General features: G+C 61.8%; 22 protein-coding genes and 1 tRNA gene. 15 read left to right on the top strand and 8 right to left on the bottom strand.

The window, feature by feature from the left end; all coding sequences use genetic code 11:
• Positions 1–24: 24 nt before the first annotated feature.
• From GGQ67_RS10040 to rplU, 4 genes are all read right to left on the bottom strand, one after another.
• Positions 25–615 carry a GNAT family N-acetyltransferase gene (locus GGQ67_RS10040; RefSeq protein ID WP_183900012.1) on the bottom strand — a complete coding sequence of 197 codons (591 nt, stop codon included), beginning with the start codon at positions 613–615 and terminating at the stop codon, positions 25–27.
• Positions 612–1265: a GNAT family N-acetyltransferase gene (locus tag GGQ67_RS10045; RefSeq protein WP_183900013.1), complete on the bottom strand. Its 654-nt coding sequence runs from the start codon at positions 1263–1265 to the stop codon at positions 612–614. The genes GGQ67_RS10040 and GGQ67_RS10045 overlap by 4 nt, the downstream gene beginning before the upstream one ends.
• A gap of 129 nt (positions 1266–1394) precedes the next feature.
• Positions 1395–1664: a 50S ribosomal protein L27 gene (gene rpmA / locus GGQ67_RS10050; protein WP_004127267.1), complete on the bottom strand. Its 270-nt coding sequence runs from the start codon at positions 1662–1664 to the stop codon at positions 1395–1397.
• A gap of 34 nt (positions 1665–1698) precedes the next feature.
• Positions 1699–2016: a 50S ribosomal protein L21 gene (gene rplU / locus GGQ67_RS10055; RefSeq protein ID WP_018901071.1), complete on the bottom strand. Its 318-nt coding sequence runs from the start codon at positions 2014–2016 to the stop codon at positions 1699–1701.
• Between the two features lie 314 nt (positions 2017–2330).
• Between rplU and GGQ67_RS10060 the strand changes: the two genes are divergently transcribed.
• Positions 2331–2420, top strand: a tRNA-Ser gene (locus tag GGQ67_RS10060).
• A 235-nt stretch (positions 2421–2655) separates the two neighbouring features.
• On the opposite strand, the gene GGQ67_RS10065 is transcribed toward GGQ67_RS10060, so the two are convergent.
• The gene (locus tag GGQ67_RS10065; protein ID WP_183900014.1) at positions 2656–2985 is read right to left on the bottom strand and encodes a DUF2322 family protein; all 330 of its coding nucleotides are present in this window, start codon (positions 2983–2985) and stop codon (positions 2656–2658) included.
• 93 nt (positions 2986–3078) lie between these two features.
• On the bottom strand, positions 3079–3393 hold the full coding sequence (locus tag GGQ67_RS10070) for a DUF6074 family protein (RefSeq protein WP_183900015.1): 315 nt from the start codon (positions 3391–3393) through the stop codon (positions 3079–3081).
• A gap of 193 nt (positions 3394–3586) precedes the next feature.
• Between GGQ67_RS10070 and GGQ67_RS10075 the strand changes: the two genes are divergently transcribed.
• From GGQ67_RS10075 to GGQ67_RS10090, 4 genes are read left to right on the top strand one after another with little or no spacing between them, the layout of a single operon-like run.
• Entirely contained in the window at positions 3587–4222 is a 636-nt protein-coding gene (locus GGQ67_RS10075; RefSeq protein ID WP_183900132.1) for a lysophospholipid acyltransferase family protein, read from the top strand.
• A complete protein-coding gene (locus tag GGQ67_RS10080) occupies positions 4219–5169 on the top strand; it encodes a phosphatidate cytidylyltransferase (protein ID WP_183900016.1) in 951 nt (316 codons plus the stop codon). Before GGQ67_RS10075 ends, GGQ67_RS10080 begins: the two co-directional genes overlap by 4 nt.
• On the top strand, positions 5166–5558 hold the full coding sequence (locus GGQ67_RS10085) for a hypothetical protein (protein ID WP_183900017.1): 393 nt from the start codon (positions 5166–5168) through the stop codon (positions 5556–5558). Before GGQ67_RS10080 ends, GGQ67_RS10085 begins: the two co-directional genes overlap by 4 nt.
• Complete coding sequence (locus GGQ67_RS10090) at positions 5555–6208, top strand: CDP-alcohol phosphatidyltransferase family protein (RefSeq protein ID WP_183900018.1); 654 nt, start codon at positions 5555–5557, stop codon at positions 6206–6208. Before GGQ67_RS10085 ends, GGQ67_RS10090 begins: the two co-directional genes overlap by 4 nt.
• 175 nt (positions 6209–6383) lie before the next feature.
• On the opposite strand, the gene GGQ67_RS10095 is transcribed toward GGQ67_RS10090, so the two are convergent.
• Entirely contained in the window at positions 6384–7166 is a 783-nt protein-coding gene (locus GGQ67_RS10095) for a class I SAM-dependent methyltransferase (RefSeq protein ID WP_183900019.1), read from the bottom strand.
• Between the two features lie 354 nt (positions 7167–7520).
• On the opposite strand from GGQ67_RS10095, the gene galE reads away from it, so the two are divergent.
• Together galE and GGQ67_RS10105 are read left to right on the top strand one after the other, a co-directional pair.
• On the top strand, positions 7521–8504 hold the full coding sequence (gene galE / locus GGQ67_RS10100) for a UDP-glucose 4-epimerase GalE (RefSeq protein ID WP_018901079.1): 984 nt from the start codon (positions 7521–7523) through the stop codon (positions 8502–8504).
• Positions 8505–8516: 12 nt separating this feature from the next.
• Positions 8517–10037 carry an alkaline phosphatase family protein gene (locus tag GGQ67_RS10105; protein WP_183900020.1) on the top strand — a complete coding sequence of 507 codons (1521 nt, stop codon included), beginning with the start codon at positions 8517–8519 and terminating at the stop codon, positions 10035–10037.
• Between the two features lie 7 nt (positions 10038–10044).
• Here GGQ67_RS10105 and GGQ67_RS10110 read toward each other — a convergent pair whose 3' ends face one another.
• Positions 10045–10554: a DUF1993 domain-containing protein gene (locus GGQ67_RS10110; protein WP_183900021.1), complete on the bottom strand. Its 510-nt coding sequence runs from the start codon at positions 10552–10554 to the stop codon at positions 10045–10047.
• A gap of 253 nt (positions 10555–10807) precedes the next feature.
• On the opposite strand from GGQ67_RS10110, the gene GGQ67_RS10115 reads away from it, so the two are divergent.
• The 8 genes from GGQ67_RS10115 to GGQ67_RS10150 all read left to right on the top strand — a co-directional run bounded on the left by GGQ67_RS10115 (position 10808) and on the right by GGQ67_RS10150 (position 18043).
• Positions 10808–11866, top strand: a complete 1059-nt coding sequence (locus GGQ67_RS10115; RefSeq protein WP_183900022.1) for a dipeptidase — start codon at positions 10808–10810, stop codon at positions 11864–11866.
• 53 nt (positions 11867–11919) lie between these two features.
• Positions 11920–13563: an ABC transporter substrate-binding protein gene (locus GGQ67_RS10120; RefSeq protein WP_183900023.1), complete on the top strand. Its 1644-nt coding sequence runs from the start codon at positions 11920–11922 to the stop codon at positions 13561–13563.
• Positions 13564–13581: 18 nt separating this feature from the next.
• Positions 13582–14649, top strand: coding sequence for an ABC transporter permease (locus GGQ67_RS10125; RefSeq protein WP_183900024.1), 1068 nt, complete (start codon positions 13582–13584; stop codon positions 14647–14649).
• Positions 14646–15581 (top strand): ABC transporter permease, encoded by a 936-nt coding sequence (locus GGQ67_RS10130; RefSeq protein ID WP_183900025.1) that lies wholly within the window; start codon positions 14646–14648, stop codon positions 15579–15581. The genes GGQ67_RS10125 and GGQ67_RS10130 overlap by 4 nt, the downstream gene beginning before the upstream one ends.
• On the top strand, positions 15578–16411 hold the full coding sequence (locus tag GGQ67_RS10135) for an ABC transporter ATP-binding protein (protein ID WP_183900026.1): 834 nt from the start codon (positions 15578–15580) through the stop codon (positions 16409–16411). Before GGQ67_RS10130 ends, GGQ67_RS10135 begins: the two co-directional genes overlap by 4 nt.
• Positions 16408–17157 (top strand): ABC transporter ATP-binding protein, encoded by a 750-nt coding sequence (locus GGQ67_RS10140; RefSeq protein ID WP_183900027.1) that lies wholly within the window; start codon positions 16408–16410, stop codon positions 17155–17157. The genes GGQ67_RS10135 and GGQ67_RS10140 overlap by 4 nt, the downstream gene beginning before the upstream one ends.
• A gap of 160 nt (positions 17158–17317) precedes the next feature.
• Entirely contained in the window at positions 17318–17500 is a 183-nt protein-coding gene (locus tag GGQ67_RS10145; protein ID WP_183900028.1) for a hypothetical protein, read from the top strand.
• A 378-nt stretch (positions 17501–17878) separates the two neighbouring features.
• Positions 17879–18043 carry a DUF1328 domain-containing protein gene (locus GGQ67_RS10150; RefSeq protein WP_018901089.1) on the top strand — a complete coding sequence of 55 codons (165 nt, stop codon included), beginning with the start codon at positions 17879–17881 and terminating at the stop codon, positions 18041–18043.
• Positions 18044–18061: the final 18 nt, after the last annotated feature.

Below are 18061 nucleotides of genomic sequence, written 5' to 3' on the forward strand. Positions count from 1 at the left end.
AGGTGGGGCGCCCTCCATTTTTCATCATTGGGCGCTCTTGCCTTGCTGCAACGCGCCGGGCTTCAGCATGGTCTCGACATGCGTCACCATCGTGTTGCGGGCGAAGCTGAAGACCTCGCTGCAACCGGTCATGCGGAAGCCGAGCTTTTCTTGCAGCCTGAGCGACGCCGGATTGTCGGCGAACACACCGGAATGCACGACCGTCTCGGGCATGCGGCGCGAGAAGCGCTCGAGCGTGGCGGAAACCGCTTCGCTCATGTAGCCACGCCGCCAGTAGTAGCGGTTCAGCCAGTAGCCGAGATGCCAGCGGCCATGACGAAGCTCGATCGACACCACGCCGACATGCGCATCGTCGCCGCTGGTGATCGCCATCTGCCAGTCCGGCAGCCGGCCCGCCGTCACCGGCACCAGCCAGTCGAGCGCATCCTGCCGGTCGTAGGGTGCGGGCACTCGCGCCAGCATCCGCGTCACCGCGAAATCGGACAGCGATTCCGCGATCGCGTCGGCATCGCTTAGCCGGTGCGCCCGCAGGAAAAGTCGCTCGGTCGCGATGTCGGGCTGCGAGCCGGCGGTGGCGACCTGGGGTCTTGGCCTTTCCAGGCTGAGCGCGCTCATAACACGCTCCCCCAGCTTCTCAGCGACATCCAGGTCTTGCGGTCGAGCCTGTACCATTCGACCGGCACGTTGCTTCCGAGCGCCAGCGAGGCGGCAAGCCCCGATCCCTGGAACTGGAAACCGCACTTCTGGATGACCCGCCGCGAGGCGACGTTCATCACCCGGCAACGCGCGTCGATCTGATCGACATCCTCGCGGGTGCGGAACACCATGTCGACGAGCGCATGGCAGGCCTCGGTCGTGAATCCCTGGTTCCAGTAGGGCTCGCCCAGCCAATAGCCGATCTCGACGGTACGACCGTCGAGATGCGGCTCGACACCGCAGCAACCGATGAAGGCGCCGTTTTCGGCTTTGGTGATCGCATAGACGCACTTGCCAATCTCGCCATTTTTCGTGCGTCGCACGAAGTCGGCGGCATCATTGGCCGTATACGGGTGCGGCATGCGCGACACCATTGTGGCGACTTTGGCGTTGTTGGCGAGATGGGCAAGGGCGTCGATGTCTTCTTCGTGGGGCGCGCGCATGACGAGCCGTTCCGACAGTAAGACAGGGCAATCGGTCCTTAACCGCTCCGGCCGCAGCCGTTCCAAGGAAGACCGCTGGTCTTCCCGGGGAGACCTTTGGTCTCTCCGTAACAATTCGCCTTGCATGGTTCAGTCCTCCTTGAGGGTAAAGAAAAAGGGGAGATGGGTGGTGCCCCATCTCCCCTTTTGTCTTGACTGAACCTGGTACGCTCAGCCGGGTCGATGAGACACCGGCTGCTATAAAGCGCTACCGGCTTATTCCGCTGCTTCCGCTTTCGGCATCACGGATACGTATACGCGGCCGTTGGCCTTCGTACGGTAGTTCACATTGCCGGCGGTGAGAGCAAAGATCGTGTGATCCTTGCCGAGGCCGACGTTGGAACCCGGGTGCCACTGCGTACCGCGCTGACGCACGATAATGTTGCCTGCGATGACGGCTTCGCCGCCGAACTTCTTCACGCCAAGGCGCTTGGATTCAGAATCGCGACCGTTACGCGACGAACCGCCAGCTTTTTTGTGTGCCATTGGAGTTCTCCTTTAAACCTTAAGTCCCGTGATCTTACTTAGCAGCCACGATGTCCGTGATACGGACAACGGTGTGGTGCTGGCGATGGCCGCGCGAGCGCTTCGAGTTCTGACGACGGCGCTTCTTGAAGGCGATGACCTTCTTGCCGCGGTTGTGCTCGACGACTTCGGCCTTGACGGACGCGCCCTTGACGAAGGGAGCACCGATCGCGGCATCGGCGCCTTCGCCGATTACGAGGACTTCGGTGAATTCGATCGATTCGCCAGCGGTGACTTCAAGCTTCTCGATGGTCAGCACGTCGTTTGCCGCCACACGGTACTGCTTACCGCCGGTCTTGATGACTGCGAACATTTTTTATCCTTTCATGTTCGTTCCGGCTCGACCCGCATCAAACAGGTGGCCGTCTTTTTATCAGTCGATGTTAAGCAGGGATTTCAGGGCTTTTGCCCGGGAATTCTGGCTGCCGGTGATGCCCCGCGCGGCCGCGGGACGGACAAGGCGCGGATTTATCCACACCTATTGGGTTGCGCAGATACGCGAGCATAAAAAAACTGTCAAGGTAAAAGGATGACAAAAGGATGAAATGGCTTGAGATTACGACTTGCCAGCCCGCCAAACTCTCGCTATGAGACAGCCCGCGCCGAACAAGCGCCGACCAACGAAGCGGAGAGGTGGCTGAGTGGTCGAAAGCACCGCACTCGAAATGCGGCATACGGGCAACCGTATCGTGGGTTCGAATCCCACCCTCTCCGCCATATTTTCCACTGTCCGACCCGGGCACATAGGTAACAATCCGCACCGAAGACATAGGTGACAACCTCGTGCCGAACGGGTTGTCGATTGTTCGCAATGTCCTCTGTTCGAGGTCGACATATCCGAGATCATAGCGCAGGAAGCTGACGAGCCAAATGCCCACGTCATCGCCTCCCCGTGCTTCATCAGGACATCGAGGTCGTCGTCAAACTCGCAGGTTGGCCTGCATGGCGCTCGTCACCGAACAACCAGCTGAATGCCCAACGGCGCAGCGCCGCCGATGATATCGAGCAAGCGGTCGATGTTGGGATGGGCGCCGGGGCGGGTTTTCGCGTCGGCGGTGTGTTCGGCGAAAAGGGCGAGCGCGTAGGTCGCGGCTTGCTTGTCGAGGATGCCGAAACATTGCTGCAGATATTGATAGACCGCGAGCGAGCCCTGTTTGCCCGGCTGGTTTTCGATCGTCGCGACAACGCCGCCGGCCGGGTCGGTAAGGTCTATGCGAGCAAGGCCTTCGACTGACGGCAACAGTTGCAGATTATCCTTGAACGAAGCCGTTGGCTGGATCATCGCCGGTTCCTTTTCGCGTGGCGGGTTGGCCTTGCGTCTAGCAGCTTCGGCTCCATATCGCCACGCCGCACAACAAAACCCACACTCGCCCGCTCACCGCTTCAGCGCGCGGCCGCTGCGGCTTTGCGAAATCGCCCGCGACTGCGAACGCTGCACGAGGGCCTGCTGCACCTCGGCCTGGAAAACCATCACCTGGTGGCGAACTTCCGCCTCTGGCAGGCCGAGTGATCCCAGTTCGCTCGCCAGGCGCCGGCACTCGGTCTTCCAGTATTGAACGGCATCGGCACCGTGCAGGCGCTCGAGTTCGGCGGCGCTGCGGTCGATGTCGCCAGCGCGCGAGGCCACAGGGAAAAGGACGATTTCACTTGTGGTCATGGCCTTCAAACTCTTGCTTGTGTTTACCGACATCGATTCGTTCCGTTGTGTTCGACACCATTCCTACCGAAGCATGGTTAACGCTTTGCTCCACCGTCTCGTGCCCTGTCCCGGGATGTCGCGGCCGCCGGAGGTCGAGCAAAAGCCGAGGGCTTTTGATCCGCGTGAAACAAGGCTACACATCCTGAATGTGTCAGGTGGACGGGGGATCGCTTTGGTACGGAAGATGATCGCGAGGCCGGTGGCGACGGCCATCGTTCTGTTTGCGCGCGCCATAACGGCCGTGCGCGCCATTTGGTCGGGCGACGGCCCCACGGCCGACACCTGCGTCTATTTCGCCAATCATTCGAGCCATGGCGATTTCATTCTGGTTTGGGCCGTTCTGCCGCCCCGCCTGCGTCGGTTGACGCGCCCCGTGGCGGGCGCCGAATACTGGCTGAAATCCGCGATCACCCGCTTTATTGGCCGCGACGTCTTCGACGCGGTGTTGATCGAGCGCGAGCGCGACAAGCGGACCAGCGATCCGATCGAGGTGATGGCCAATGCGCTGGATGCCGGCTCCTCGCTCATTCTCTTTCCGGAGGGAACCCGCAATCTGACGGATGCTTCGCTCCTGCCGTTCAAGAGCGGGCTCTTCCATCTCGCGTCAGTGCGTCCGGATATTCGCCTCATCCCCGTCTGGATCAACAATCTCAACCGCGTCATGCCGAAGGGCGAGATCGTTCCGATCCCTCTGATCTGCACCGTCACCTTCGGTGAGCCGATGCGCATGCATCCTGGCGAAGACAAGCAGGCCTTTCTCGATCGGGCGCGGACGGCCCTTCTCGCCCTCTCTCCAAAGCAGCCAGGCGGTAGCGAATGAATAAGGCGAACTCCGACCTCTTCACGCTCGTTCTCGGCATCCTCGCGGTGCTCGTCGTCGCGTCCGCGATCGGCTACGTCCTGCAGCGGCGCCTCTCGCCGGACGGCGGCAACGCCTCCATCGAGAACCTCAACGCACGCATCAAGGCGTGGTGGGTGATGGCGATACTGATCGGCATCGCCTTCATGATCGGCCGCGTCGGCATCCTTGTCCTGTTCGCCTTCTGCTCCTTCGCGGCGCTGCGCGAATTCATCACCCTGACGCAGACGAAGCGCGCCGATCACTGGGCGCTGGCGACCGCCTTCTTCATCGTGCTGCCGTTGCAGTATTTTCTGCTCTGGACGAAACAGTACGGCATCTTCTCGATCTTCATTCCCGTCTATGCCTTCCTGCTAATGCCGATCATCTCGGTGCTGCGCGGCGACACCGAGCGCTTTCTGGACCGGATCGCGGAGGTGCAATGGGCGCTAATGATCTGCGTCTTCTGCGCCTCCCACGTTCCCGCGCTGCTGACGCTCACGATCGCCGGCTATGAGGGCCGCAATGTGCTGCTCATCGCCTTCCTCGTCATCATCGTGCAACTGAGCGATGTGCTCCAATATGTCTGGGGCAAGCTCTTCGGCCGCACCAAGATCGCCCCGAAGCTTTCGCCCTCCAAGACCGTCGAGGGTTTTGTCGGCGGCGTTGCCAGCGCCACGCTGATCGGCGCCGGCCTCTGGTGGATCACGCCGTTCACGCCGCTCCAGGCCGGGCTGCTCGCTTTCGTCATCACCCTGATGGGCTTCTTCGGCGGATTGGTGATGTCGGCGATCAAGCGCGACCGCGGCGTCAAGGATTGGGGCAACCTGATAGAGGGCCATGGCGGGCTGATCGACCGGCTCGATTCCGTCGTCTTTTCCGCACCGATCTTCTTCCATATCGTCCGTTACTGGTGGTCGGTCACATGACGACCCGACTGCGGCGTATCGCGGGCAACGGCATCACCCATGTGACCTTCGCCTTCTGCGCGATGGGCGGCTGGGCAATGTTCGCGAACCGGGGCTACCCACCCGCCCGCTTTCTGCTCGCCGGCCTCGTCCAGGGCACGTTGTCCGCCCTTTTGACGCTGTTTCTGAAAACCGCGGTCGAGCAGCTGTCGCGCCGGATTGCTGGAACGTACGCCCTCTGGGCGCCGCCGCTGATTGCCTGCCTGGCATCGAGCGCCATTCTGGCGACGATCCACGCGCTGAGCGGCACCCCGGAAATTTTGAAAACGATCGCGCTGCCGCTGGCGGTCTCGACCAGCTATGCGGCGATCTACAATTATTCACTGTACCGGAAAGGGAAGCGGGCATGAGCGAAACAGGTGACCGCCGGCCGCTGGCGAGCCGCGACACGCACTGGGCGCGCTCGACAGCGCAATGGCTGGCGTCGAAATCCGTCACGCCAAACCAGATCTCGCAGGCAAGCATGATCGCGGCCGCGCTCGCGGGTGGCGCGTTCTTCTTGTCGGGATATCAAACGGGCTGGGCGCAAGCGCCCTTCTTCGTCGCGGCCGCGTTCTTTTGCCAGCTGCGGCTGCTTTGCAATCTCTTCGACGGAATGGTCGCGGTCGAGGGCGGGAAGGGGGCGGCAGATGGGCCGTTCTGGAACGAGTTCCCCGACCGGGTCGCCGACATCCTGATCCTTGTCGGGGCAGGGGTGGGCATCGGGGCGCCGGGGCTTGGCTGGGCGGCGGCGGCGTTTGCCGTGCTCACCGCCTATGTGCGCGAACTCGGCCGGGCCACAGGGCAGCCAAGCGATTTCTCCGGCCCCATGGCCAAGCAGCACCGCATGGCAACGATATCGGCCGCCGCCATTCTATCGGTGTTCCAGCCGCTCTGGAGCGGCACCGACCAAGTCCTGTTTGCAGCGCTATGGCTGATCGCGGTCGGCGCCGCTTTCACAGCCCTTCGTCGCGGCCGCCGGCTGGTTTCGGGCTTGAAGAGCGATGGCCGCCGGTCCTGATAGTCACCCCATTCGATTTCGCCGGGCGTACCGAAATTCGCCAAACTGCGCTTGCGCAAAGTTAGCGTAGCAATAAAACAGCCGCGTCGCTTCCGTTTTCCCCGAAGCGGCCTTGGACTAGCCTCGCTTCGGCGAGGCATTTTTCTTTCTATCGCCCTGAACGCCGCAAAGCCGGCTATCGATAGGCTCGCTCCGAAAACACGCCCATGCCGCTGCGCACCAGAAGCTGGTGCACGAGCCGCCGTCGCATTGGATTTTCCAGCCGCGCCGCCTTTGACCCAAGAAATTCGGTTTCGACATGTTCGAACGCGGCAAGATCGGGCGAGGCCGCTATCGCGCTCGAATATTCGGCGTGAAATGCCCGGCGGCAGACATAGGTCTTGTACTTGGTGATGCAGAAGACCGCGAACGCGCCCTGCTGCTCGCGCAGGAAGTCGGCGACGCCGACCGTCACCTCCGGCCATGTCGGGTTGAATGTGTCGTCGAAGGCGATGATGCCATGATCGGTCAAGGTATCCGCCGCCAGATGCGTGTCGGACATCACATGATGCAGCATGTGCCCGCCATCGATGCTGAAGAACCGCACCGCTCCCGCCTTCGCGAAGATGTCGGCTGGCTTCAGAAGCGTGCTGTCGCCTTTGATCACCAGATCTTCCAAGACAGGAAGGCCGAGCCGACGGCCGTTCTCGACGAACTGCAGATATTGCGCGCCGCCCTTCGTTGCACCGTCGATATCGAAAAGATCGATGGCGACGATTGGCTGCCGGTCACCGCAGATGCGCCGGAAGAGGAAATAGGATCGCCCGTAATAGACGCCGATCTCCGCGACCGCGCCTTCAAAACCCGCGAGAGCCTGGTGCCGCAGGATCGCAAGAAACACCAGCGCATCCGGAGGATCTATATATCCCTCGATCGTTTGGAGATCATGAAAGATGAACTTGCGAATAGCTGCATCCATGCGCGATGATTTTCCGGATATCTTTGAAGTCGATTAGTCCAAGCACGACGACATTGGACAGGAATTCAAAGCATAGACCATGCATGAAAGCTAAAATAAGGCAGTATCACTGCAGTCGAAGTTACAGTTTCTATCAGGATCTCCGGGAATATTCTCGGGTCTTCATGTGGTGATCATGCATCGCAGGCGAATAGTCCTTGTTCGATCGGTCTTCGATTTCGGCGATTGAAAATCGGTAATCGCGTTGGCCATAAGATGCGGTGAAAGCGCCAGGGAGCCCACTTCCTTCTTTTTATCGCCATGTCGTTGGCCTAATTCTGATGCCGTCCGATTCCAAATCACAGAAGGTGGTGCATGGCAGGTGAAACAGTTCTGGTCGTTGGTGGTGCAGGCTATATCGGCTCCCACACATGCCTCGATCTCGCCAACAAGGGTTTCAAGCCCGTCGTCTACGACAACTTCTCGAACGGGCACCGCGAGTTCGTCAAATGGGGGCCGGCGGAAGAGGGCGATATCAGGGATCGCGCGCGCCTCGACGAGGTTCTGGCCAAGCACAAGCCCGCGGCCATCCTGCATTTCGCGGCCCTGATCGAGGTCGGCGAGTCGGTCAAGGATCCGGTCGCCTTCTACGAAAACAACGTCATCGGCACGCTGACCTTGCTGGCGGCGGCCCAGGCAGCCGGCATCAAGGCTTTCGTCTTCTCCTCCACCTGCGCGACCTATGGCCTGCCGCAAAGCGTGCCGCTGGACGAGACGCACCGGCAGGTGCCGATCAATCCCTACGGCCAGACGAAATACATCGTCGAGCAGGCGCTTGCCGATTATGACAAGTACACCGGCTTCCGCTCGGTCGTGCTGCGCTATTTCAACGCCGCCGGCGCCGATTTCGAAGGCCGCATCGGCGAGTGGCATCAGCCGGAAACCCACGCCATCCCGCTCGCGATCGACGCAGCGCTTGGCCGGCGCGACGGCTTCAAGGTGTTCGGCAGCGACTACGAAACCCGCGACGGAACCTGCGTGCGCGACTATATCCACGTGCTGGATCTTGCCGACGCGCATGTCCGCGCCGTCGAGCACCTGCTGCGCGGCGGTGAATCGGTCGCGCTCAATCTCGGCACCGGCACCGGCACGACGGTCAAGGAACTGCTCGGCGCCATCGAAGACGTGTCCGCCAAGCCATTCCCCGTCGAGTATGTCGGTCGGCGCGAAGGCGATTCGCACACGCTGGTCGCCAACAACGACAAGGCACGCGAAGTGCTCGGCTGGGTGCCGCAGCACGATCTCTCCCAGATCATCCGCTCGGCCTGGAACTGGCATTCGAAATCCAACCATCACTGATTGGCCGCATCGATGACGGGCAAACCCAACATTCTGCTGATCACCGCGGACCAGTGGCGCGGTGATTGCCTCTCGGCACGAAGCCACGCCTGCGTCAGGACACCGAATGTCGATGCACTGGCGGCCGAGGGCACGCTGTTTGCCCGTCATTTCGCTGGTGCCGCGCCGTGTTCGCCGGCGCGCGCCACGCTCTATACCGGTCTCTACCAGATGAACCATCGGGTTTGCCGCAACGGCTCGCCCCTCGATGGCAGGTTCGACAATCTGGCGCTCGCCGCACGCCGCGCCGGCTACGAGCCGACCTTGTTCGGCTATACGGATACCGCGCCCGATCCGCGCGGCACCAATGCCAACGATCCGCATCTGGCCACCTATGAAGGCTTGCTCCCCGGCTTCACCGCGCGGCAGCTGCTCCCGGAACATGAGAGACAGTGGCTGTCCTGGCTTCGCTCGCGCGGCCACGAGGATGCCACGAGCCGCGACATTCATATTCCCGTCAACGCCACGCCCGGCGAGATTTCCAACGCCCCAACCGCCTATTCGAAAGATGAAACGCAGACGGCATTCCTGACCGGAGAGTTCATGCGCTGGCTCGGCGAACAGGACAGGCCGTGGTTCGCGCACGTATCCTTCCTGCGCCCGCATCCGCCATTTTCCGCGCCGGCACCGTATAGCGACATGTTTTCGCCTGCGGATGGACCCGCCTTCTCGCGCGCGGCCGATCGACGGAGCGAGCAGGCGTTGCACCCCTATCTCGCCTACGCGATGCCGCGCAACGACAAGGGCAGCTTCATCCACGGCGCGACCGGCCCGGTCGACGACTGGAACGAAGAAGACATCGCGGCGATGCGCGCCATCTACTATGGAATGATCGCCGAGGTGGACGCGCAGCTCGGCCGTATCTGGGCCGCGCTCAAGGATGCCGGCGTCTGGGAAAACACCGTCATCATCTTCACGTCGGATCACGCGGAGATGGCCGGCGATCACTGGACCTTCGGCAAGGGCGGCTTCTTTGACGGGAGCTATCACATCCCGCTGGTCATTCGCGATCCCCGGTCGGCCGACCGTGGCGGCACGGTCGAGCACTTCACCAGCGCCGCCGATATCTTTCCGACGCTTTGCGAGCGCCTGGACGTCGAGCCGGAAAACGGCCTGGACGGGCAATCGCTGCTACCCTTCACCGAGGGGAGGGAGGTTGTGAACTGGCGGGATGCGGCCTTCTGGGAGTTCGATTTTCGCGATATCGCTCACCAGCATGCCGAGCGGCACTTCGGCCTGCGATCGAACGAATGCAATCTCGCCGTCATCAGGGACGAGAACTTCAAATACGTGCATTTCGCCGGTCTGGCGCCGTTGCTCTTCGATCTCGGGAATGACCCGATGGAGCTGCGAAATATCGCGGCCGACCCGGCGCACGCGTCGACGCGGCTCGCCTACGCGGAAAAGCTGCTGTCGCTGCGCGCCCGCCACCTCGACCAGACCCTGGCCTATACCGAACTGACGGAGAATGGGCCGGTTCGACACCGGCCCTGAATGCGCGTCAGGAGAAACGTCCGAGATAATCGAGCTTGCCGATCTGCGCGCCCTTGTTGCGCAGGATCGCGTGCGCCATCGAGATGTGGAAATAGAAGTTCGGCAGGGCGAAGCTCATGACGTAGTCGTCGCCACGGAAGACCGTTCTGTGGCCACCGGGAGAGATGACGACCTCGCGCGTTTCGGCGCCATCGAGCGCATCCGGCGAAACGGTCGCCAGATAGGCTTCCGTTTTAGCGACACGCGCCCGCAGATCAGCGATCGTCGTCTCGTTGTCCTCGAATTTCGGCGCATCGGTGCCCGTTAGCCGTGCAATGGCAAGCTTGGCGCTATCGGTGGCGCGCTGGTACTGGCCGGAAAACGGCAGCATGTCGGGCGCCAGCCGTGTGGCGACGAGCTCCACCGGATCGATGCCCTTCTCGCTGGCGAAGGCCTCCGCCTTGTCGAGATAGGCGGATAGGGTTGTCAGGCCACGCTGAAATACAGGCACTGTCAGGCGATAAATTGAGATAGACATTGCGCTCTCCATCAGGGCCGACGATCGGCCACCGTTTCCGCGATATCATATAGTCGGGCCATATCTGATTTTCATCGGCCACGGTGTCATTCTCGGCGTTTTTGGCAAGCCCCGCCAAGACCGCCGTGCGACACCTAACCATGGGTTGCTGCTCAAAAATAATCTCAAAAAAGGGGTGGCGTATTCCGCCAGCTTTTCTATTCTGCGCGCTTCGCCCGCCCCGGCTCTGGGATGAGGGCCCACAGGAACTGACATGCAACTCGTATTCGACGGCCACAACGACGTTCTTCTCCGCCTCTGGACGCATGAGCGGGAGGGCGGCGACCCCATCGCCGAGTTTGCGAACGGAACCGACACCGGCCACATCGACGCGCCACGCGCCAGGGCTGGCGGCCTCGCCGGTGGCCTTTGCGCCATCTACATTCCGTCGGGCGATCTGGTCTTCGCCGATCCCGACAAGGACGGCCACTACATCACCCCGCTGGCGGCCCCCCTCGATCCCCTGCCATCGCTGCGGATCGCCAATGAAATGGCCGCGATCGCCCTGCGCCTCGATCGCGCCGGCGCCTGGCGTCTGTGCCACACGGTCAAGGACATCCGCCAATCCATCGCCGATGGCGTCTTCGCCGCCGTCATGCACATGGAAGGTTGCGAAGCGATCGGGTCGGATCTGGCCGCGCTGGAAGTCTTCTACGCGGCCGGCCTGCGCTCGCTCGGCCCGGTCTGGAGCCGGCACAACATCTTCGGCCACGGCGTGCCGTTCGCTTTCCCCATGTCGCCGGACACCGGCCTCGGCCTGACCGACGCCGGTTTCGAACTGGTTCGCGAGTGCAACCGCCTGGGCATCATGATCGATCTCGCCCACATCACCGAAAAGGGCTTCTGGGATGTGGCGGAGACGACGGACCAGCCGCTCGTCGCCAGCCACTCGAACGTCCATGCGCTGACACCGGTCGCCCGCAACCTGACCGACAGGCAGCTTGATGCGATCAAGGAAAGCCGCGGCCTCGTCGGCCTCAACTACGCGACCGCCATGCTGCGCGACGATGCCCGCTCGGACGGCGACACGCCGCTCAGCGACATGGTTCGCCACATCGACTACCTCGTCGAGCGCATTGGCATCGATTGCGTGGCGCTCGGATCGGACTTCGACGGCGCAACCATACCGGACGAAATCGCCGACGCCGCCGGCAACCAGAAGCTGATTGATGCGCTCCAACGCGCTGGATATGGTGGCGAGGATTTGAAAAAAATGGCCAGCGAAAACTGGCTTCGGATTCTGTCTTCGGCATGGGGAGAAGAGGCTGCCTGAGACTGCTGACGTGCCTGATTGAATTCAAAAATATGAGCAAGGGGAACAAGACTATGATGATGACCAGATTTGGCCGCAACGTCCGTGCGCTTTCGGCCGGCGCCGCGCTCTCCCTCCTGATGATGGCCGCGCCCGCCGCCTTCGCCGAGACCCCGAAGGACACCCTCGTCCAGGGCTTCGCGATCGACGACATCATCACCATGGATCCGGGCGAAGCCTTCGAACTCTCGACCGCCGAGATGACCAGCAACACCTACAGCCTGCTCGTGCGCCTCGACATGGCCGATACGTCCAAGGTCAAGGGCGACCTCGCGGAAAGCTGGACGGTTTCGGATGACGGTCTGACCTATACGTTCAAGCTGAAGCCCGGCATGAAGTTCGCCTCCGGCAACCCGATCACCGCCGAAGACGTCGCATGGTCCTTCGAGCGCGCCGTCAAGCTCGACAAGAGCCCCGCCTTCATCCTCACCCAGTTCGGCATCAACGGTGACAACGTCACCGAAAAGGCCAAGGCGACCGACGAGAACACCTTCACCTTCACTGTCGACAAGCCCTATGCGCCGAGCTTCGTCCTGAACTGCCTCACGGCAACGGTTGCTTCCGTCGTCGACAAGAAGCTGGTTCTCGATCACGTCAAGCCGGTCACCCCGTCCGCCGACTACAAGTACGACAACGATTTCGGCAACGAGTGGCTGAAGACCGGTTACGCCGGCTCCGGCGCCTTCAAGCTGCGCGAATGGCGCGCCAACGAAGTGGTCGTGCTCGAGCGCAACGACAATTACTACGGCGAAAAGGCCAAGCTCGCCCGCGTCATCTATCGCTTCATGAAGGAAAGCTCGGCTCAGCGTCTGGCGCTCGAGGCCGGTGACATCGACATCGCCCGCAACCTGGAGCCGGGCGACCTCGAAGCCGTCGCCAAGAACGGCGATCTCGCCAACGAAAGCGCGCCGAAGGGCACCGTCTACTTCATCAGCCTCAACTCCAAGAACGAGAATCTGAAGAAGCCGGAAGTCCAGGAAGCCTTCAAGTACCTGGTCGACTACGACGCGATCGGCGCGACGCTGATCAAGGGCATCGGCACGATCCACCAGACCTTCCTGCCGACCGGCCAGCTCGGCGCGCTCGATGAGAACCCCTACAAGTTCGACGTTGCCAAGGCCAAGGAACTGCTCGCCAAGGCAGGCCTGAAGGACGGCTTCTCGGTGACGATCGACGTGCGCAACACGCAGCCCGTGACCGGTATCGCCGAATCGATCCAGCAGTCGGTGGCGCAGGCCGGCATCAAGATGGAAATCATCCCCGGTGACGGCAAGCAGACGCTGACCAAGTTCCGCGCCCGCACGCACGACATCTACATCGGCCAGTGGGGTTCGGACTACTTCGATCCGAACTCCAACGCCGACACCTTCACCAGCAACCCCGACAATTCCGACGCCGGCACCGTGAAGACGCTCGCCTGGCGCAACACCTGGGAATCGCCGGAACTGGACAAGGAAGCCAAGGCTGCCCTGCTCGAGCGCGATAGCGCGAAGCGTGCGGCGATGTATCAGGACATCCAGAAGAAGTACCTGGCCAACAGCCCGTTCGTCTTCATCTTCCAGCAGACCGAAGTCGCGGGCTATCGCAAGGGCTTGACCAACTTCAAGCTCGGCCCGAGCTTCGACACCAACTTTGTCGGCATGATCGGCAAGGAATGATCCGACAGGATTGATAGATTGAGTATCGTCGAAACAAAGACGGAAGCACGGCCGAAACCCGGCCGTGCTCTTCCTGTTGCGAAGGCTGTGGGCCGTTTTCTGGTCGCCGCCGTCACCACCTATCTCGGCCTTCTGGCCGTCACCTTCTTCATCGGCCGCGTCGTGCCCATCGATCCGGTCCTCGCCATTCTCGGCGACCGCGCGCCCGCCCATGTGGTTGAGCGCGTGCGGCGAGAAATGGGCTTCGACCTGCCGATCTATCAGCAGTTCTACATCTACATCAAAGGCATCCTCGCCGGCGATTTCGGCACCTCGGTGCTGACAACCAATCCCGTCATGGTCGATATCAAGCGCGTCTTCCCGGCGACGATCGAACTCGCCACGCTCGGCACCATCATCGGCTCGGTGATCGGTGTGCCGCTCGGCGTTCTTGCCGCCGTTCGACGTGGAAGTTTCGCCGACCAGATCGTTCGCGTCATCGGCCTCATCGGCTATTCCGTACCGATCTTCTGGCTGGCGCTGATCTCGCTGGTGATTTTCTACGCAAAGCTCCGCTGGGTCGCCTTCCCCGGCCGTATCGACATCGTCTACGAATACACCTTCACGCCAATCACCGGCTTCTACCTGCTCGACAGCGCCATTCAGCGGCAGTGGGATGTCTTCTACGACGTATTCCGCCGCATCGTCCTGCCAGCCTCGCTGCTCGGCTATTTCTCGCTCGCCTATATCAGCCGCATGACACGCAGCTTCATGCTGAACGAACTCAGCCAGGAATATGTCGTGGCCGCGCGCGCCAAGGGCCTGTCGGAAACCCGGGTGATCTGGGGCCATGCGCTGCGCAACGCCGCGGTCCCGCTCGTTACCGTCATCGCGCTCTCCTATGCCGGACTGCTCGAGGGCTCGGTCCTGACCGAGACCGTCTTCTCCTGGCCCGGCATCGGCCTCTACATCACCAATTCGCTGCAGAATGCCGATATGAACGCCGTGCTTGGCGGCACGATCGTCATCGGCACCGTCTTCATCGGCATCAACCTCTTGTCTGATCTTCTTTATCGGACCCTCGATCCCAGGACCCGGACCCGATGAGCATGCAAGCAAACATCACCAGACCGATGACCCGCCGCGAATGGCTGCTCTCCGACCGGCCGCAATCGCGCACGCAGGCCCGTCTCGGCCGCGCCTACGTCACCTGGCGGCAGTTTACCGCCAACCGCCTTGCGGTTGTTGGTCTCTTTATTATCATCGCTCTGCTGCTGATGGCGGCCTTTGCCGATGTTCTGGCCACGCACTCGCCCGTCGTCGGTGACCTCCGCAACGCCCGGCTTCTGCCGCCCGGCACGGAGGGCTATCTTCTCGGTACCGACGACCAGGGCCGCGATATCTATTCGCGCCTGATCTACGGCTCTCGCCTGACGCTGATGGTCGTCGTCCTCGTCGCCGTCATCTCCGCGCCGATCGGCCTCCTGGTCGGCACGGTATCAGGCTATGCCGGCGGCTGGGTCGATGCCGTCCTGATGCGCATCACCGACATCTTCCTCGCCTTCCCGAAGCTCGTCCTGGCGCTCGCCTTCGTGGCAGCGCTCGGCCCGGGCATCCAGAACGCCATCATCGCCATCGCCATCACGTCCTGGCCGCCATACGCCCGTATCGCGCGCGCCGAGACCCTGACGGTGCGGCGCTCCGACTATATCTCGGCGGTAAAGCTGATGGGCGCGTCGCCGCTGCGCATCGTCGTGCGCCATGTCATGCCGCTCTGCATCTCCTCGCTGATCGTGCGCGTCACGCTCGACATGGCGGGCATCATCCTGACGGCGGCCGGCCTCGGCTTCCTCGGCCTCGGCGCTCAGCCGCCGCTGCCGGAATGGGGCGCGATGATCGCCTCCGGCCGCCGTTTCATCCTCGACCAGTGGTGGGTCGCCGCCATGCCGGGCATCGCCATCCTCGTCGTCAGCCTCGGCTTCAACCTGCTTGGCGACGGTCTGCGCGATGCGCTGGACCCGAAGGAGAGCGGCCAATGAGCACGCTCCTCACCGTCAAGAACCTCAAGGTCAGCTACCCCACCCGCACCGGCGTCATCGAAGCCGTGCGCGGTGTTTCCTTCACGCTCGGCAAGGAACGCCTCGGCATCGTCGGGGAATCCGGCTCCGGCAAATCGCAGACCGGCCGCGCCATCATGGGACTGACGCCGCCGCACGGCATCGTCACGGCCGATACGCTCGACTTCAACGGCATCGACCTCCTGTCGGCCTCAGCCAAGCAGCGTCGGCAACTGCGCGGCAAGCGGATCGCCATGGTGCTGCAGGATCCGAAATATTCGCTCGATCCGGTCATGACCATCGGCCGGCAGATCTGCGAGACGCTCAGAACGCATGAAAAGATCGGCAAGGGCGAAGCGCGAGACCGCGCGATCGCCATGCTGGAGGCCGTGCAGATCCGCGAGCCGCAGCGCGTCTTCGATCTTTATCCGCATGAAGTATCGGGCGGCATGGGCCAGCGCGCCATGATCGCCATGATGCTGATCGCCGATCCCGAACTGCTCATCGCCGACGAGCCGACCTCGGCGCTCGACGTGACGGTGCAGCTCGACGTTCTCAGGATCATGGACCGCCTGGTTTCCGAGCGCGGCATGGGCCTGATCTTCGTGTCGCACGACCTGCGCCTCGTCTCCTCCTTCTGCGACCGCGTCATCGTCATGTATGCCGGCAAGGTCGTCGAGGAACTGAAGGCCTCCGAGCTGAAGAACGCCCGGCATCCCTATACGCAAGGACTTTTGAATTGCATGCCGCAGATCGGCGAAAACAGGCATCCGCTGCCGGTGCTGGACCGCAAGCCGGAGTGGGCCGCATGACATCAGCCCTTTCGGTCGACAATCTCACTGTCGTCTACGACCATTTCCACGCGCTGAAGGATGTCAGCGTAGAGATCGCCGAAGGCCAGTCCTTCGGTCTCGTCGGTGAATCCGGCTCCGGAAAATCCACGCTTCTTCGCGCCGTCGCCGGCCTCGCGCCCGTCAAGGACGGAACGATCAGGATACACGGCGAACAGCTCTCCGGCTCCAGGCGAAGCAAGGCCTTCTATCGCAAGGTCCAGATGGTGTTCCAGGACCCCTACGGTTCGCTGCATCCGCGCCAGACCATCGACCGGCTGCTGCTCGAGCCGCTGGCGATCCATGGCATCTCGGACAGCGACACGCGCATCGCGCGCGCGCTCGACGAGGTCGGTCTCGGCAACGGCTTCCGTTTCCGCTATCCGCATCAGCTTTCCGGCGGTCAACGCCAGCGCGTCGCCATTGCCCGCGCCCTGATCGTCGAGCCATCGATCCTGCTGCTCGACGAGCCGACATCGGCGCTGGACGCCTCCGTCCAGGCCGAAGTGCTGAACCTGCTCGAGCAGGTCAGGCGCGATCGGAAATTGACCTTCGTCATGGTCAGCCACGACCTCGGCGTCATCACCCACATGTGCGAAAACCTCGCCGTGATGCGCGGTGGCGCGGTCGTCGAGCGCCTGACGGCCGATGAACTGGCCAGGGCCGAAGTTCGCGAGGACTACACGAAAAGTTTGATGGTCGCGAGCAAGGGCTTCGTGAAAGCCTGAAGCCCAGTGTTTTCAAGTAATTGAAATTTTTAGCAATCGGCGGGCCGTTAAGAATAACGGTCCGTTAAAACACGACCAATCGACTAGACTATTGACAGCTGCCTTGCTTCTGTCATGATTGCGTTAATGGCTGTTAGCTTTCGTGATCATGGAGATGAAGATGTTCTTTCTCGGCGGCATGACCATGGGTTACTTCGCACCTCCAGCCAAGGCTGCAAAGCGGACGCGTCCGCTGTTCAAGGCGGCGAAGCGCGATCGAAAGATCGTCGCGAAGAAGAAGAGCCCCCGCAAGGACACCGCGGTCGAGCGCTCCCTGATCTGGGCTTGGCACACCATCTGTTAGGCCGCTGGCGCCAAGACGGATTTTCTCTGCAAGACCGATATGGTGGAATTTTATCTCTACCATCTAGATAGACTATATAAGAAACTGAGCTCACAAGAAGAGCCGAAAACAGGCGGAGGCAACACATGGCAGACTTGGGTATGTCCCATACTCACGCGGACCACTATCGTTCCGCTCGCTCCAGGAAGCCGGCAACGACGCGCAGTCGTCTGCATCGGGCAGCCAATGCGGCGCTGGTTGTAGCCGCGTTCACCTTTCTCGCAGCCTTGGTTTGCGGCGTCATCAGCTAGCGCACCGAAAACAAACCCTTTTTCATCGGGCACGGAACCAAAGAGGCACGCCACCGTTATCTGGTCAGCAACGACTAAGGAGATGGCAATGCTTTACTACGCACTCGTATTTCTTGTTGTGGCCCTGATCGCCGGCGTTCTGGGTTTTGGCGGCATTGCAGGCGCGTCAGCATCGATTGCCCAGGTACTGTTCTTCATATTCCTGGTGCTGTTTGTTGTATCGCTTGTCGCGCGGCTCATGCGCCGCGTCTAAATCCCGCATAATCGGTGA

The sequence above is a fragment of the Rhizobium metallidurans genome (genome assembly GCF_014196505.1).
In the GTDB taxonomy this organism is placed as follows: Bacteria; Pseudomonadota; Alphaproteobacteria; order Rhizobiales; family Rhizobiaceae; genus Rhizobium; species Rhizobium metallidurans.